Genomic DNA, 14,125 nt, shown 5'->3' with positions numbered 1-14,125 from the left:
TTTCTTCGATACTGGTGCCGGAAATAGGAATCGAACCTACGACCTACGCATTACGAATGCGCCGCTCTACCAACTGAGCTATTCCGGCGGAGCCGCGAATTCTAGAGGTTCGCCGCCCACGCGGTCAATCGACCAGCCGCAGGCGCAGTTCCTTGGGCAGCGCGAACACCATCGACTCCGGTTCGCCCGCCAGTTCGGCGATGCCGCCGGCGCCGAGTTCGCGCAGGCGCTCGATCACGCCATCGACCAGCACCTGCGGCGCGGAAGCGCCCGCGGTCAGGCCCACGCGACGCTTGCCAGCCACCCATTGCGGGTCGATCTCGTGCGCGCCGTCGATCAGGTACGACTCCACGCCCTCGCGGCGGGCCAGTTCGGCCAGGCGGTTGGAGTTGGAGCTGTTCGGCGAACCGACCACCAGCACCAGATCGCACTGCTGCGCCAGTTCGCGCACCGCGTCCTGGCGGTTCTGCGTGGCGTAGCAGATGTCGTCGTTCTTCGGGCCCTGGATGGCGGGGAACTTCGTCCGCAGCGCGGCGATCACGCTGCGCGTGTCGTCCACCGACAGCGTGGTCTGGGTGGTGTAGGCCAGGTTCTCCGGCTGGCCGACCACCAGCGCGGCGACATCGTCCTCGTCCTCGACCAGGTAGATGGCGCCGGCACCGGCTTCGTTGCGCCACTGCCCCATCGTGCCTTCGACTTCCGGGTGGCCCTCGTGGCCGATCAGCACCACGTCGCGGCCGGCGCGGCAGTGGCGCGCGACCTCGAAATGCACCTTGGTCACCAGCGGGCAGGTCGCGTCGAATACCTTGAGCCCGCGCCGCCCGGCCTCGTCGCGCACCGCCTGGGAGACGCCGTGGGCGCTGAAGATCACGGTGTTGCCGTCGGGCACTTCGTCCAGCTCCTCGACGAAGATCGCGCCGCGCTGCTTCAGGTCGTCCACCACGAAACGGTTGTGCACGACCTCGTGACGCACGTAGATCGGCGCGCCCAGCGTTTCGATCGCGCGCTTGACGATCTCGATGGCACGGTCGACGCCGGCGCAGAAACCACGGGGATTGGCGAGCAGTACGTCCATCAGGTCAACAGCTCCGGCCGGCAGCGCCGGTTCGGGGGGAACGGGAGTGGATCATCCGGCTTTCCTGCGGGCCTTGCCATCGAACAGGCCCGACAGGGCGATGCCGATGGCGCCGGCCACGATCGCCGAATCGGCCACGTTGAACGACGGCCAGTAATGGTCACCGACATACCACTGGATGAAATCGACGACATGGCCATGGAGCTGCCGGTCGATGACGTTGCCGATGGCGCCGCCGATCACCAGCGCATACGGCAGCGCGCTGCGCCAGTTGCCGCGCGCGGTGCGTGACAGCCAGAACGCCATCAGCCCGCTGATGGCCACCGCCAGCGCGGTGAAGAACCACAGCTGCCAGCCGCCGGCATCGCTGAGGAAGCTGAACGCCGCACCGGTGTTGTAGGTGCGGTACCAGTTCCAGAAGCCGTCGATCACCGGCACCGGCGTGAATTCGGGCAGGCTGGCCAGCACCCAGGCCTTGCTCCACTGGTCCAGGCCGATCACCGCGGCCGAGAGCAGCAGCCAGATCAGGGCATTGGGTTTGACCGCGTTTGTCTGCATGTGTCGGAGGCTTGTGGGTTGCGGACGATGGGACGCGGCATGTTGGCGCCGGTCCCGTGTATGGAAGGACAACCGCCGCCGGCTCAGAACCAGCGGCGGTCCTCGCCTGGGCCTTCGATGTTGCTGACGCAGCGGCCGCACAGTTCCGGATGGCCGGCATTGCTGCCGACGTCGGCGCGGTAGTGCCAGCAGCGCACGCACTTGGCCTTGCCGGTGGGCTGCGCGCTGACGAACACCTCGTCGGTGGTCGCCGGGCGCACGCTCACGTCGCCGCTGATGAACAGGAAACGCAGCTCATCGGCCAGCGGCTGCCAATGCGCCGCCTGCTCCGCGTTCGCGGCCACCGTGATCTCCGCTTCCAGCGCGGCGCCGATGGCGCCATTGGCGCGCATCGGCTCCAGCACCTTGGCCACCTGCTCGCGCAGGGCCAGCAGTTGCTCGAAGTCGGCGGCCGACAGCTCCGCGTCGGCCGGCAGCGGCGCCAGGCCGTCGTACCAAGTGGCGAACAGCACGTTGTCGGCACGCTCACCCGGCAGATAACCCCACAGTTCGTCGGCGGTGAAGGTCAGGATCGGCGCGACCCAGCGCACGAACGCCTCGGCGATGCGATACATCGCGCTCTGCGCCGAACGGCGGCCACGCGAATCGGCCGGCATCGTGTACAGGCGGTCCTTGGTCACGTCCAGGTACAGCGAACCCAGGTCGACGCTGCAGAAGTTCAGCAGCAGCTGCACGATCTCGGCCATGTTGTAGCTGGCGTAGGCGGCCTTGATCTTCTCCTGCAGCTCGAACGCGCGGTGCACGATCCAGCGGTCCAGCGCGACCATGTCCTCCAGCGGGCGCAGGTGCCGGGCCGGATCGAAGCCATCCAGGTTGCCGAGCAGGAAGCGTGCGGTGTTGCGCAGGCGACGGTAGGCGTCGGCGTTGCGCTTGAGGATCTCCTGCGACAGCGACATCTCATTGCTGTAGTCGGCCGAGGCGATCCACAGGCGCAGGATGTCCGCGCCGAGAGTGCGCATGATTTCCTGCGGCTCGATGCCGTTGCCCAGCGACTTGGACATCTTGCGGCCGTGCTCGTCCACGGTGAAGCCGTGGGTCAGGCACTGCTTGTACGGGGCGTGCTTGTCGATGGCCACGCCGGTCAGCAGCGAGGACTGGAACCAGCCGCGGTGCTGGTCCGAACCTTCCAGATACAGGTCGGCCGGCTTGCCGAAGCCGCGCGCCAGCAGCACGCCTTCATGGGTGACGCCGGAATCGAACCAGACGTCGAGGATGTCGGTGACCTTCTCGTACTGCGCGGCTTCATCGCCCAGCAGTTCGGCCGGGTCCAGCGAGTACCACACGTCGATGCCGCCTTCCTGCACACGGTCGGCCACCTGCTGCATCAGCTCGACGGTACGCGGATGCGGTTCGCCCGTCTCGCGGTGGGTGAACAGCGCGATCGGCACGCCCCAGGTGCGCTGGCGGCTGATGCACCAGTCCGGGCGGCCATCGACCATGCTCGCGATGCGCGCCTTGCCCCAGGCCGGGAACCAGCCGACGTTGTCGATGGCAGCCATGGCATCGGCGCGCAGGCCGGCCTTGTCCATCGAGATGAACCATTGCGGGGTGGCGCGGAACACCACCGGCGTCTTGTGGCGCCAGCAGTGCGGATAGCTGTGCTGGATTTCGGCGAAGGCCAGCAGCGTGCCATTGCCGCGCAGCACCTCGACGATCAGCGGCTGCGCCTTCCACAGGTGCAGGCCGGCCAGTTCCACGTCGCCGGCCGGCGGCGTCGAAGGCAGGTACACGCCGCGGCCATCGACCGGATTGATCTGGCCGGCGTTGTAGCGATCCATCACCCCGTACTGCTGGCTGACCGCGAAGTCCTCCTGGCCGTGGCCGGGCGCGGTATGCACCGCACCGGTACCGTCGGTATCGGAGACATGCTCGCCATTGAGCAGCGGCAGGTCGCGCTCGGCGTAGAACGGATGCGCCAGCAGCTGGTTCTCCAGCGCCGAACCCTTGGCATGGCCGTGCACGACCACCTCGGCCACGCCGTAACGCGCCAGCGCGCGCTCGGCCAGCGCCGAGGCCAGCACCAGCCAACGCGGCTTGCCGCCATGGGCCGGGCCTTCGACCAGCGCGTAGTCGATGTCCGCGCCCAGCGACACCGCCAGCGAGGCCGGCAGCGTCCACGGCGTGGTGGTCCAGATCGGCACGGCGACTTCCACGCCATCGGGCAGCGCGACACCGAAACTGGCGGCAAGCTGCTTCGAGTCGCGCGCGGCATAGGCCACGTCGATGGCCGGCGAGGTCTTGTCCTGGTACTCGATCTCGGCTTCGGCCAGCGCCGAGCCGCAGTCGAAGCACCAGTGCACCGGCTTGGCGCCGCGCACCAGGTGACCGTTGGCGACGATCTTGGCCAGCGCGCGGATCTCGTTGGCCTCGAAATCGAAGCTCAGCGTCTTGTACGGGTTGTCCCAGTCGCCGATCACGCCCAGGCGCTTGAAGTCGGCGCGCTGCAGGTTGATCTGCTCCTCGGCGTATTCGCGGCACTTCTGGCGGAACTGCTCGGCATCGAGCTTGGTGCCGACCTTGCCCCACTTCTTTTCGACCGCGATCTCGATCGGCAGGCCGTGGCAGTCCCAGCCCGGCACGTAGGGCGCATCGAAGCCGTCGAGGTAGCGCGACTTGACGATGATGTCCTTGAGGATCTTGTTGACCGCGTGGCCCAGGTGGATCTGGCCGTTGGCGTACGGCGGGCCGTCGTGCAGCACGAACAGCGGCCGGCCCTTGGCATTGTCGCGAAGCTGCGCGTAGATGCCCTGCTCTTCCCAACGCGCCAGGATGCCCGGCTCGCGCTTGGGCAGGTCGCCGCGCATCGGGAATTCCGTCGCCGGCAGGTGGAGGGTGGCTTTGTAGTCCTGGCTCACGCGGTGGCTCGCAGTCGTTGTTCGTTGAGGATATGACGGGCTTGTTGCGCGTCGCGGTGCATCTGCCCGGTCAGCGCCGGCAGGTCGTCGAACTTTTCCTCGTCGCGCAGCTTGGCGACGAATTCGACTTCGATATGGCGCCCGTACAGGTCGCCGTGGAAATCGAACAGGTGGGCTTCCAGCAGCGGTTCCACGCCCTGCACGGTCGGGCGCGTGCCGAAGCTCGATACCGACGGCCAAGGCCCGCTCCTGCCAGAATCGCCGAAGACGCCATGTACCCAGGTAGCGTAGATACCTGAAAGTGCGGGCGTCCGCGGAAAACGCAAGTTGGCGGTCGGGAAGCCCAGCGTGCGCCCGAGCTGCTGCCCGCGCACCACCCTGCCGCCGATCGCATACGGACGGCCCAGCAGGTCGGCGGCATGGGCGAATTCGCCGGCCACCAGCAGCTCGCGGATGCGGGTACTGGAAATGCGTTCGCCGTTCAGATGCACCGGCGCGATCTCGCCGGCGGCGAAGCCCAGTTCGGCGCCCATGGCCTGCAGCAGGGCCAGGTCGCCACCGCGGCGGTTGCCGAAGTGGAACTTCGGGCCGATCCACACCTCGCGCGCGCCCAGCCGACGCACCAGCATGTCGCGTACGAAGTCCTCCGCGGTGATGGCCGCCATCTTCGCGTCGAAGCGCAGCAGGCCGACGCTGTCGATGCCGAGCCCACGCAGCGTGGCCACCTTGTCGCGGGCCAGCATCAGCCGCGGCGGCGGGTTGTCCCGGGAAAAGAACTCGCGCGGCAACGGCTCGAACGCCAGCGCCACCGCCGGCACGCCCAGCGCGCGCGCGCGCTCGAACGCGTGCTGCACCAGCGCCCGGTGACCCCTGTGCAGGCCATCGAAGGCACCGATGCAGACCACGCTTCCCTGCGGGAACAGCACCCCGCCTTCGACGTCTCTAAACAGCCTGCTCATTCAAACCCGGATCCGGCCCTCGCAGGCCGGTGCTTCGTCATGTGTAGCAGGGAAGTATAGCGGCGGCACGGGCATGCCCGCCTCACTGCCCGCGCAGGTCGCGCGGGCGGAAGCCCATGGCCAGCATCGCCAGCAGATAGGTCAGCCCGCCGCCGCCGACCAGCAGGGCCAGGCAACCGATGCGCTGCCATTTGTCCATGCCGGTGAAGCCCGGCAGCCAGTGCAGCAGCGCCAGCAGCACCACCGTCATGGCCGCGCAGGCCAGCACCAGCCGCAGGACATAGCCGCCCCACCCCGGACGACGCTGGTAGACCCCGGTCTTGCCCAGCCAGTACCAGAGCAGCCCGAGGTTCAGATAACTGGACAGCGCGCTGGCGATGCCCAGCGCCAGATGCAGGCCCGGCTGCGCCGCCAGCGCCGCCATCACGCCCTGCGCCTTCAGCGCCTCCGGCACCATCACCTGGTACAGCGCCGCCAGCAGGGCGAAGTTGAACACCATGTTGGCGACCAGTGCCGCCACACCCGCGCGTACCGGCGTCTTCGTGTCCTGTCGCGAATAGAAAGCCGGCAGCACCACTTTCAGCAGGGCGAACGCCGGCAGGCCGAAGCTCAGGCCGTAGACCGACAGGGCGGTCATCCGCGTGTCGAAGGGAGTGAATTCCCGGTACTGGAACAGGGTCGCGATCAGCGGCTGGGCCAGCAGCAGCAGGCCGAGCATGGCCGGTACCGCGATCAGCAGGGTCATGCGCAACCCCCAGTCCAGCGCATTGGAGAAACCCTCGCCATCGGTCTTGACGTGGTGGCGGGCCAGCGCGGGCAGGATCACCGTGCCCAGCGCCACGCCGAACACCCCCAGCGGCAGCTCCAGGAAGCGGTCGGCCAGCGACAGCCAGGACTGCGAGCCGTTGCTGAGCCGGGCCGCGATCACCGTATCCAGCATCAGGTTGATCTGCGCCACCGACGAGCCGAACAGGGTCGGCACCATCAGGGTCAGCACCCGGCGCACGTCGGGATGGTTCCAGCCCCAGCGCGGCAGGGTCAGCAGGTTGATGCCCCTCAGCGACGGCAGCTGGAACAGCAGCTGCAGCACGCCGGCGGCCAGCACCGCCCAGCCCAAGGCCAGGATCGGCACCTCCAGCCGCGGCGCCAGCCACAGCGCGCCGGCGATCATGCACAGGTTGAGGATCACCGGCGTCAGCGCCGGCATCGCGAAACGCTGGAAGCTGTTCAGCGCCCCGCCCGCCAGCGCGGTCAGCGAAACGAACAGCAGGAACGGGAAGGTCAGCCGCAGCAGGTCCACCAGCAGGCCATACTTGACCGGGTCTGCCGCATCGGCGTCGGCGAACAGCCAGGCGATCTGCGGGGTGAAGACCAGGCCCAGCGCGGTCAGCACCAGCAGCACCCCGCCCAGCGTGCCCGATACCCGCGCCATCAGTTCGCGCAGGTCGGCATGCGGCCGGGTCTCCTTCACTTCGGTGAACACCGGCACGAAAGCCGTGGCGAAGGAGCCCTCGGCGAACAGGCGGCGCAGGAAATTGGGGACGCGGAACGCCACCCAGAACGCATCGGTCGTGGCGTTGGCGCCGAACGTGATGGAAATCGCCTGGTCCCGCACCAGCCCCAGCACCCGCGAGACCATCGTCATGCTGCTGAACGACAGCAGCCCCCGCAACATGCGCGGTGAACTCACCCACGGCCCCCTTGACAACTTGACTTGACGTTCATTCGTTCAACCATCATACTTGCGTGCTTGCTGTTCCCACCATACCGATTTTCAGGAAACCACCACCGTGGCCAATATCAAGTCCGCCAAGAAGCGCGCCAAGCAGACCGTCGTGCGCAACGCGCGCAACGTGGCTCAGCGCTCGATGCTGCGCACCGCTGTCAAGAAAGTGATCAAGGCGCTGGACGCCAACGATGCCGCCGGCGCCGAAGCCGCCTTCGCCGTTGCCCAGCCGATCCTGGATCGCTTCAGCGCGCGTGGCCTGATCCACAAGAACAAGGCAGCCCGTCACAAGAGCCGCCTGAACGACCGCATCAAGGCCCTCAAGGCTGCCTGATCCGGGCGATCATCGGCAGCCACAGGCTTCCGACCCGAAAAACCCGGCCGCGCGCCGGGTTTTTTGTGTCCGTTGTCCGTGGCGGCCACCCTTCAGGCCATCGACAGGCATGTCAAGAAAACCGCTGCAGGCGGTTTTTTATTGGGCGGGAAATCCCGCGGATGCAAGGCCCGCCACGCACGGCAACCTTCCGGCAATGCCCCGATGCGGGGCAGCCCCGCATTCATGCATACCCCGGAACGGAAAAACCCGGCCTCAGCCGGGTTTTCCTGCACTCCGGGCGGAAGCGACTCAGCCCTGCGCCTCGCGCTCCTCGGCCTCAAGCAGCTTCTGCTGGTCGAAGAAGGCCATGATGTCCTTCATGATCGGCCAGGTACCCTCGCGACCCAGCGCCGAGACCAGGTACCACGGCCCCGTCCAGCCGAGCTCCTGGACCACCTGCTCGGCCGCGGCCCGCGCCTCGTCCTCGAACATCAGGTCGGCCTTGTTCAGTACCAGCCAGCGCGGTTTCTCCAGCAGTTCCGGGTCGTGCTTGCCCAGCTCGCGCTCGATGGCGCGCACCTGCTCGATCGGGGAGACGCCTTCCACGCCCCCCTCCATCGGCGAGATATCGACCAGGTGCAGCAGCAGGCGGGTGCGCTGCAGGTGGCGCAGGAACTGCGCACCCAAGCCGGCACCATCGGCCGCGCCCTCGATCAGGCCGGGGATGTCGGCGATCACGAAGCTGCGGTAGTTCTCCACCTTCACCACGCCCAGGTTCGGGTACAGGGTGGTGAACGGATAGTCGGCCACCTTCGGCGTCGCCGCCGAAACGGCGCGGATCAGGGTGCTCTTGCCGGCATTGGGAAAACCCAGCAGGCCGACGTCGGCCAGCAGCTTCAGCTCCAGCTTGAGCAGGCGCTCCTCGCCCTCCTCGCCCGGCAGCGCCTGCCGCGGCGCGCGGTTGGTGGAGCTCTTGAAGTGCATGTTGCCCAGGCCGCCCTTGCCGCCCTTGGCCACCAGCAGGCGGTCGCCATGGCGGGTCAGGTCGCCGATCACCTCGTCGGTGTCGACATTGATGACCACGGTGCCGACCGGCACGGTGATGGTCAGATCCTCACCACCCTTGCCATAGGCCTGCCGGCCCATGCCGTTCTCACCGCGCTGCGCCTTGAAGATGCGCTCATGGCGGAAGTCGACCAGGGTGTTCAGGTTTTCGTCGGCACGCAGCCAGACGCTGCCACCATCGCCGCCATCGCCGCCGTCGGGACCGCCGAGCGGAATGAACTTCTCGCGGCGGAAGCCGACGCAGCCATTGCCGCCATTGCCGGCGATTACAGAGATTTCGGCTTCATCAACGAGTTTCATCTTGGTATCGCAAGGTTCTCAAAATCACTTCGGCCCGCAGCACCGGCGCATCCTGCGCAGCGCCGGCGGCGCGGTACAGGCGCACGATGCGGCGGGGGTTGCCCTGCCCATCGGGCAGGAAATACTGATTGGAGACGCGGTATTCCGCACCATCCAGCAATTCCGCGTCGTCCACCGGGCGCCCCTGCGCATCGCGCGCCATGACCCGGCGGCGCTTGCGGACGGCGGCGCCATCCGGCGCGACGCTGGTTGATTCTTCCAGCTCGACCCAGTTGGACGGACCAAGGGTCAAGCTTCTTTCAAAGTCTTCGCGACCCTCGACACCTGGGCGCCGGCCTTTATAACTCAGGGTGCGCGTAGCGCCAGCATAGCGGACCGTACCCTCGCCCATCGGCCAGTCCGGCTGCCCACTGCCTTGCGGCGCCTGCAACCATATCCGCACTGTGGCCGGCGGCGGACGCCCGCCCTCGCCATAGGCCATGTGCACCTGCCAGCCGCGACTGCCATCCCAACTGAAGACCGTGCTGCGCAACCAGCCATCGGCATCGAAGTCGCCACGGGCGCTGCTGCGCTCGACACCTTCGGCGCCAGGTGCCGGCTGCCAGTCCTCCGGGTCGGCCAACAGGGCAGGCAACTGCGGCGAGCCTGGCGGAAGCGCCAGGGTATCGGCCTGCAACGATGCCAGCGGCCCGGCCACCGTCAGGGTGGCACGATCACTGGGTACGTCGGCCGCGCACCCCGCACAGGCCAGCAGCAGGGCCACAGCCCAACAACGGATCATCATCCCTGCCTCCTGCCCGTGCGCGAACCCCGCGGATCACCTGGAAACGAGAAGCCCCGCCGAAGCGGGGCTTTCGTCGGCGGCGCCCATGCCGTGGCCCGGGCACCTGCGCGTGCGGGAGATCAGACTTCCGCGACGACGCTGACGGTACGACGCTTGTTGGCGCCCTTCACCGAGAACTCGACCTTGCCGTCGACCAGCGCGAACAGCGTGTGGTCACGGCCCAGGCCGACGCCGGCGCCCGGGTGGAACTGGGTGCCGCGCTGACGCACGATGATGTTGCCGGCTTCGATGGCCTGGCCACCGAAGATCTTGACGCCCAGGTACTTCGGGTTGGAATCGCGGCCGTTGCGCGAGGAGCCTACGCCCTTTTTATGTGCCATGACGGATTCTCCTTGGGATTAGCCGGCGATGCCGGTGATTTCGATTTCGGTGTAGTACTGGCGATGGCCCTGGCGCTTCATGTGGTGCTTGCGCCGGCGGAACTTGATGATCTTCACCTTGTCGGCGCGGCCGTGGGCCACGACCTTGGCGGTCACCGAAGCGCCCTTCAGGGCTTCGCCGATCTTGATGCCGTCGGCGTCGCCGAGCATCAGGACGGTGTCGAACTTGATCTCGCTGCCGGCTTCGGCTTCGAGCTTCTCGACGCGGAGGGTTTCACCCTGCGCGACGCGGTACTGCTTGCCGCCAGTTACCAGGACTGCATACATGGGATGTCTCTTCTGTAGTTATTCTTGGGATCTGCCCACCATCGAGGGCGGACAGAAGCGGGATTTTACCGGCATGCAGCTCCTCCGGTCAAGTCACCCCCGGGCCTGGAAACCGTGCCTGAAAAAACGGCAGGACGGCCGTTTTTCACGGCGAAGCCGCACGAAGGGTGGCGCACACGGATGTGCGACATGAACAATGGCCTGCACCGCGGCCGGGGACCGGCGTGCGCGCTGGCAATTCCGGCAATTGCCCCCAAATCGCAAGCTCGCTAGGCTGATCGACTGCCGTCAGCTGCATCCCCTGCCCCCTCCGCGTCCGGTTCCCCCGGCCGTGGCCAAGAACGGACCTCCCATGGCGATGGATTTCATCCGCATCCGCGGCGCGCGGACGCACAACCTCAAGAACATCGACCTCGACCTGCCGCGCGACAAGCTGATCGTGATCACCGGGCTGTCCGGCTCGGGCAAGTCCTCGCTGGCGTTCGACACCATCTATGCCGAAGGCCAGCGCCGCTACGTCGAATCGCTGTCGGCCTACGCGCGCCAGTTCCTGAGCGTGATGGAGAAGCCGGACCTGGACCACATCGAGGGCCTGTCGCCGGCGATCTCGATCGAGCAGAAATCGACCAGCCACAACCCGCGCTCGACCGTGGGCACCATCACCGAGATCTACGACTACCTGCGTCTGCTCTACGCCCGCGTCGGCAGCCCGCGCTGCCCCGACCATGGCTACCCGCTGGAAGCACAGACCGTCAGCCAGATGGTCGACCAGGTGCTGGCACTGGATGGCGAGCAGCGCTGGATGCTGCTGGCGCCGGTGATCCGCGAGCGCAAGGGCGAGCACGTGCAGGTGTTCGACCAGCTGCGCGCGCAGGGCTTCGTGCGCGTGCGCGTGGATGGTGAGCTGCACGAGATCGACGCGGTACCGCCGCTGGCGCTGCGCCAGAAGCACACCATCGAGGCGGTGATCGACCGCTTCCGCCCACGCGAGGACATCAAGCAGCGGCTTACCGAGAGCTTCGAGACGGCGCTCAAGCTGGGCGACGGCATGGCCACCGTGCAATCGCTGGACGACGCCCAGGCCGCGCCGCAGCTGTTCTCGTCCAAGTACTCCTGCCCGGTCTGCGACTACGCGCTGCCGGAACTGGAGCCACGCCTGTTCTCGTTCAATTCGCCGGTTGGCGCCTGCCCGGGCTGCGACGGCCTGGGCATGGCCGAATTCTTCGACCCGAGCCGCGTGGTCGTGCACCCGGAGCTGTCGCTGGCCGCCGGCGCAGTGCGCGGCTGGGACCGCCGCAACGCCTACTACTTCCAGCTGATCGCCTCGCTGGCCAAGCACTACAGGTTCGATGTGGACGCCCCCTGGCAGTCGCTGCCGGAAGACGTGCGCCAGGCCGTGCTGTACGGCAGCGGCGAGGAACAGATCACCTTCACCTATTTCACCGAGAACGGCGGACGCAGCCAGCGCAAGCATCGCTTCGAGGGCATCATCCCCAACCTCGAACGCCGCTACCGCGAGACCGAATCGCCGGCGGTGCGCGAGGAGCTGGCCAAGTTCATCAGCGAACGGCCCTGCCCCCAGTGCAACGGCGCGCGCCTGAACAAGGCCGCGCGCAACGTGTTCGTCGCCGACCGGCCGCTGCCGGAACTGGCGGTGCTGCCGATCGACGAGGCCAAGCGCTTCTTCGGCGAATTGAGCCTGCCGGGCTGGCGCGGCGAGATCGCCGCCAAGATCGTCAAGGAAATCAGCGAGCGGCTCGGCTTCCTGGTCGATGTCGGCCTGGACTACCTCACCCTCGAGCGCAAGGCCGACACCCTGTCCGGCGGCGAGGCGCAGCGCATCCGCCTGGCCTCGCAGATCGGCGCCGGCCTGGTCGGGGTGATGTATGTGCTCGACGAGCCGTCCATCGGCCTGCACCAGCGCGACAACGAGCGCCTGCTAGGCACCCTCACCCGCCTGCGCGACCTCGGCAATACGGTGATCGTGGTCGAGCATGACGAGGACGCGATCCGCCTGGCCGACTACGTGCTGGACATCGGCCCCGGCGCGGGCGTGCATGGCGGCGAGATCGTCGGCCAGGGCACCCTGCAGGACATCCTGGAGGCGCCGCGCTCGCTGACCGGCCAGTACCTGTCGGGCAAGCGCGCCATCGAGATCCCGGCGCGCCGCCACAAGCCGAACCCGAAGATGACGCTGCACCTGCGCGGCGCCAGCGGCAACAACCTCAAGGGCGTGGACCTGGACGTCCCGGCCGGCCTGCTGACCTGCATCACCGGCGTGTCCGGCTCGGGCAAGTCCACGCTGATCAACGACACCCTGTTCTCGCTGGCCGCCAACGAGATCAACGGCGCCTCGCACCCGATCGCGCCCTACCGGGAAGTCGAAGGCCTGGACCTGTTCGACAAGGTGGTGGACATCGACCAGTCGCCGATCGGCCGCACCCCGCGCTCGAACCCGGCCACCTATACCGGCCTGTTCACGCCCCTGCGCGAGCTGTACGCGCAGGTGCCGGAAGCGCGCGCGCGCGGCTATGCGCCGGGGCGCTTCAGCTTCAACGTGCGCGGCGGCCGCTGCGAGGCCTGCCAGGGCGACGGCCTGATCAAGGTCGAGATGCATTTCCTGCCGGACGTGTATGTGCCCTGCGACGTCTGCCACGGCAAGCGCTACAACCGCGAGACGCTGGAGATCCTGTACAAGGGCTACAGCATCAACGACGTGCTGGAGATGACCGTCGAGGATGCGCTGAAGCTGTTCGAGCCGGTGCCGGCCATCGCCCGCAAGCTGGAAACCCTGGTCGACGTGGGCCTGAGCTACATCAAGCTGGGCCAGAGCGCGACCACGCTGTCCGGCGGCGAGGCGCAGCGCGTGAAGCTGTCCAAGGAGCTGTCGCGCCGCGACACCGGGCGCACGCTCTACATCCTCGACGAGCCGACCACCGGTCTGCATTTCCACGACATCGAGGCCCTGCTGGGCGTGCTGCACAAGCTGCGCGACGAGGGCAACACGGTGGTGGTGATCGAGCACAACCTGGACGTCATCAAGACCGCCGACTGGATCGTCGATCTCGGCCCGGAAGGCGGTCATCGCGGCGGCACCATCCTCGTCACCGGCACGCCGGAGGACGTGGCGGCGCATCCGGCGTCGTACACCGGCCAGTTCCTGGCCAAGATGCTGCCCTCCACCAGCGCGCGCCCGGAGCAGCCGGCCGCCGTGGCCAACAAGCCCGACGCCCGCCCGCCGCGCAAGGAAAAGCCCGTGAAGAAAGCCGCCGCAAAGAAGGCCGCCCCGGCCAACAGGAAGAAGGTGTCGTGATGAGCGCCGAACACAGGCAACTGGCCCGCGTGCCGATCAGCGTGCGCTGGCGCGACATGGACGCCATGGGCCACGTCAACAACGCCAAGTACGTGTCCTACCTGGAAGAGGCGCGCGTGCGCTGGATGCTGGGCGTGGAAGGCGTGTCGATGACCGACCGCATCGCGCCGGTGGTGGCCAACACCAACATCAACTACCGCCTGCCTATCGAGTGGCCCCACGACATCATCGTCGAGCTGTTCGTCGAGCGCCTGGGCAACAGCAGCGTGACCATCGGCCACCGCATCGTCGACCAGAAAGACCCCGACAAGCTCTACTCCGACGGCAACGTGGTGGTGGTGTGGATGGACACGCAGACCGGCAAAAGCGCGCCGCTGCCGGACGCGGTGCGCGCCGCGTCCACCTGA

General features: G+C 67.5%; 12 protein-coding genes and 1 tRNA gene. 3 read left to right on the top strand and 10 right to left on the bottom strand.

What is annotated here, in order from left to right:
• Positions 1-12 precede the first annotated feature (12 nt).
• From AC1DGW_RS01275 to murJ, 6 genes are all read right to left on the bottom strand, one after another.
• A tRNA-Thr gene (locus AC1DGW_RS01275) sits at positions 13-88 on the bottom strand.
• Between the two features lie 36 nt (positions 89-124).
• On the bottom strand, positions 125-1,075 hold the full coding sequence (gene ispH / locus AC1DGW_RS01270; protein ID WP_478018853.1) for a 4-hydroxy-3-methylbut-2-enyl diphosphate reductase: 951 nt from the start codon (positions 1,073-1,075) through the stop codon (positions 125-127).
• Between the two features lie 51 nt (positions 1,076-1,126).
• Complete coding sequence (gene lspA / locus AC1DGW_RS01265; protein WP_478018852.1) at positions 1,127-1,633, bottom strand: signal peptidase II; 507 nt, start codon at positions 1,631-1,633, stop codon at positions 1,127-1,129.
• An 83-nt stretch (positions 1,634-1,716) separates the two neighbouring features.
• On the bottom strand, positions 1,717-4,548 hold the full coding sequence (gene ileS, locus AC1DGW_RS01260) for an isoleucine--tRNA ligase (RefSeq protein ID WP_478018851.1): 2,832 nt from the start codon (positions 4,546-4,548) through the stop codon (positions 1,717-1,719).
• Entirely contained in the window at positions 4,545-5,507 is a 963-nt protein-coding gene (locus tag AC1DGW_RS01255) for a bifunctional riboflavin kinase/FAD synthetase (RefSeq protein WP_478018850.1), read from the bottom strand. The genes ileS and AC1DGW_RS01255 overlap by 4 nt, the downstream gene beginning before the upstream one ends.
• Before the next feature lie 82 nt (positions 5,508-5,589).
• Complete coding sequence (gene murJ, locus AC1DGW_RS01250) at positions 5,590-7,182, bottom strand: murein biosynthesis integral membrane protein MurJ (protein ID WP_478019592.1); 1,593 nt, start codon at positions 7,180-7,182, stop codon at positions 5,590-5,592.
• A gap of 115 nt (positions 7,183-7,297) precedes the next feature.
• On the opposite strand from murJ, the gene rpsT reads away from it, so the two are divergent.
• Complete coding sequence (rpsT, locus tag AC1DGW_RS01245; RefSeq protein WP_005408560.1) at positions 7,298-7,567, top strand: 30S ribosomal protein S20; 270 nt, start codon at positions 7,298-7,300, stop codon at positions 7,565-7,567.
• 291 nt (positions 7,568-7,858) lie between these two features.
• Here the strand turns inward: rpsT and obgE are convergent, their stop codons facing one another.
• The 4 genes from obgE to rplU form a co-directional block, all read right to left on the bottom strand.
• Positions 7,859-8,914 carry a GTPase ObgE gene (obgE, locus tag AC1DGW_RS01240; RefSeq protein ID WP_478018848.1) on the bottom strand — a complete coding sequence of 352 codons (1,056 nt, stop codon included), beginning with the start codon at positions 8,912-8,914 and terminating at the stop codon, positions 7,859-7,861.
• Positions 8,901-9,698 carry a hypothetical protein gene (locus AC1DGW_RS01235; protein ID WP_478018847.1) on the bottom strand — a complete coding sequence of 266 codons (798 nt, stop codon included), beginning with the start codon at positions 9,696-9,698 and terminating at the stop codon, positions 8,901-8,903. Before AC1DGW_RS01235 ends, obgE begins: the two co-directional genes overlap by 14 nt.
• 119 nt (positions 9,699-9,817) lie before the next feature.
• Positions 9,818-10,078: a 50S ribosomal protein L27 gene (gene rpmA, locus AC1DGW_RS01230; RefSeq protein ID WP_055768195.1), complete on the bottom strand. Its 261-nt coding sequence runs from the start codon at positions 10,076-10,078 to the stop codon at positions 9,818-9,820.
• 18 nt (positions 10,079-10,096) lie between these two features.
• Positions 10,097-10,405: a 50S ribosomal protein L21 gene (rplU, locus tag AC1DGW_RS01225; protein ID WP_478018845.1), complete on the bottom strand. Its 309-nt coding sequence runs from the start codon at positions 10,403-10,405 to the stop codon at positions 10,097-10,099.
• A 352-nt stretch (positions 10,406-10,757) separates the two neighbouring features.
• On the opposite strand from rplU, the gene uvrA reads away from it, so the two are divergent.
• Together uvrA and AC1DGW_RS01215 are read left to right on the top strand one after the other, a co-directional pair.
• Positions 10,758-13,718 carry an excinuclease ABC subunit UvrA gene (uvrA, locus tag AC1DGW_RS01220; protein ID WP_478018844.1) on the top strand — a complete coding sequence of 987 codons (2,961 nt, stop codon included), beginning with the start codon at positions 10,758-10,760 and terminating at the stop codon, positions 13,716-13,718.
• Positions 13,718-14,125 carry an acyl-CoA thioesterase gene (locus tag AC1DGW_RS01215; protein WP_478018843.1) on the top strand — a complete coding sequence of 136 codons (408 nt, stop codon included), beginning with the start codon at positions 13,718-13,720 and terminating at the stop codon, positions 14,123-14,125. Before uvrA ends, AC1DGW_RS01215 begins: the two co-directional genes overlap by 1 nt.

It is taken from the genome of Stenotrophomonas sp. 05N423 (assembly GCF_056397145.1).
Note: the sequence above shows the minus strand (reverse complement) of the source record. Positions and strands in the feature narration are given on the sequence as shown.

Excerpts from the sequence above, each read along its gene's own strand:
- rplU (WP_478018845.1), bottom strand. The coding sequence starts at position 10,405 with ATGTATGCAGTCCTGGTAACTGGCGGCAAGCAGTACCGCGTCGCGCAG.
- lspA (WP_478018852.1), bottom strand. The coding sequence starts at position 1,633 with ATGCAGACAAACGCGGTCAAACCCAATGCCCTGATCTGGCTGCTGCTC.
- AC1DGW_RS01235 (WP_478018847.1), bottom strand. The coding sequence starts at position 9,698 with ATGATGATCCGTTGTTGGGCTGTGGCCCTGCTGCTGGCCTGTGCGGGG.
- ispH (WP_478018853.1), bottom strand. The coding sequence starts at position 1,075 with ATGGACGTACTGCTCGCCAATCCCCGTGGTTTCTGCGCCGGCGTCGAC.
- obgE (WP_478018848.1), bottom strand. The coding sequence starts at position 8,914 with ATGAAACTCGTTGATGAAGCCGAAATCTCTGTAATCGCCGGCAATGGC.
- rpmA (WP_055768195.1), bottom strand. The coding sequence starts at position 10,078 with ATGGCACATAAAAAGGGCGTAGGCTCCTCGCGCAACGGCCGCGATTCC.
- uvrA (WP_478018844.1), top strand. The coding sequence starts at position 10,758 with ATGGCGATGGATTTCATCCGCATCCGCGGCGCGCGGACGCACAACCTC.
- murJ (WP_478019592.1), bottom strand. The coding sequence starts at position 7,182 with ATGTTGCGGGGGCTGCTGTCGTTCAGCAGCATGACGATGGTCTCGCGG.
- AC1DGW_RS01255 (WP_478018850.1), bottom strand. The coding sequence starts at position 5,507 with ATGAGCAGGCTGTTTAGAGACGTCGAAGGCGGGGTGCTGTTCCCGCAG.
- AC1DGW_RS01215 (WP_478018843.1), top strand. The coding sequence starts at position 13,718 with ATGAGCGCCGAACACAGGCAACTGGCCCGCGTGCCGATCAGCGTGCGC.